At 51.5% G+C, this 1,166-nt stretch carries 1 protein-coding gene; it reads left to right on the top strand.

The features are described 5' to 3' along the window. Positions 1-76 precede the first annotated feature (76 nt). A complete protein-coding gene (locus tag FKN99_RS17730; RefSeq protein ID WP_101147219.1) occupies positions 77-1,021 on the top strand; it encodes an IS5 family transposase in 945 nt (314 codons plus the stop codon). Positions 1,022-1,166 lie beyond the last annotated feature (145 nt).

Here is a 1,166-nt window from a genome sequence, read left to right as displayed (position 1 = left end):
CTAGGGAAGCTCTGAAAAAGTCACTGCCATCAGCGATAATACGGCTATCGTCAACTGCATAGGATTCAGTGCTGCCATGGATCAAATCACCTTCTCAGAAGCCGAGTACCAGAACAAGAAGCGAAAGACCCGCCGCGAACTCTTTCTGGAGCGGATGGACAAGCTGATCCCCTGGACGCAGTTGGAGAAGAAGGTAGCCCGTTATTACCCCAAGGGCGAGAGCGGGCGGCCTCCGTATCAACTGTCTGCCATGCTCCGCGTCCATTGCATGCAATTGTTTTACAACCTGAGCGATCCGGCCATGGAAGACGCCCTCTACGAGATCGAGTCCATGCGCCAATTCGCCGGTTTGAAACTGGACCGATTGCCGGACGAAACCACGATTCTCAAGTTTCGCCATTTTCTGGAACGCCACGGCCTTGGCAAGGTGCTGTTCCAGGAAGTGAACAACCACCTGGAGAAAAATGGCCTGATGCTGCGCGAAGGGAGCATTGTCGATGCCACTATCATTTCTGCGCCTAGTTCCACCAAAAACAAAAAAGGCGAGCGCGATCCGCAAATGCACCAAACTAAAAAAGGTAGCTCTTGGCACTTTGGCATGAAAATGCACATAGGTGTCGACGATAAGCTTGGGTTGATTCACAGCATTGAGACCACGGCTGCCAATGTCCATGACATTGTGCCTGCCGATAAGCTCCTTCACGGTGAAGAGCAACGCGTCTTCGGTGATGCCGGTTACCTTGGTATTCAAAAACGAGACGAGCACAAGCACCGCAACGATGTCTCTTGGTATATTGCCAAACGGCCTGGCACCCGCAAGCAGCTAGATGCCAGGCGACAGAAAGTCGAAAAAATCAAAGCCAGTATCCGTGCCAAGGTGGAGCACCCCTTTCGGTACATCAAACAAGTTTTTGGTTATGGCAAGGCTCGCTATCGTGGACTGGCCAAAAACACTCAGCGCCTGCACTTGCTGGCGGCGTTCAGCAACCTGCTGATCAGTGAGAAATACCTATGGGAATAGGGCGATTGCGCCCGTTTTCCGCTCAATGAGCGGGAAACGGGCAAAAATACACAAAGAACGGGAGAAGAATGTCTGAATTTTCGATTTTTTCTCGGCTCAAGTGAGCGGTGATGAATATCGGCAGTTATTCAGACCTTCCCTAGCT

It is taken from the genome of Halomonas hibernica, from assembly GCF_013183775.1.
GTDB lineage: Bacteria > Pseudomonadota > Gammaproteobacteria > Pseudomonadales > Halomonadaceae > Vreelandella > Vreelandella citrativorans.
This window is presented reverse-complemented; position numbering and strand designations above follow the sequence as displayed.

Bases quoted from the DNA above. Each gene is read 5' to 3' on its own strand.
- FKN99_RS17730 (WP_101147219.1), top strand. From the start codon at position 77: ATGGATCAAATCACCTTCTCAGAAGCCGAGTACCAGAACAAGAAGCGA.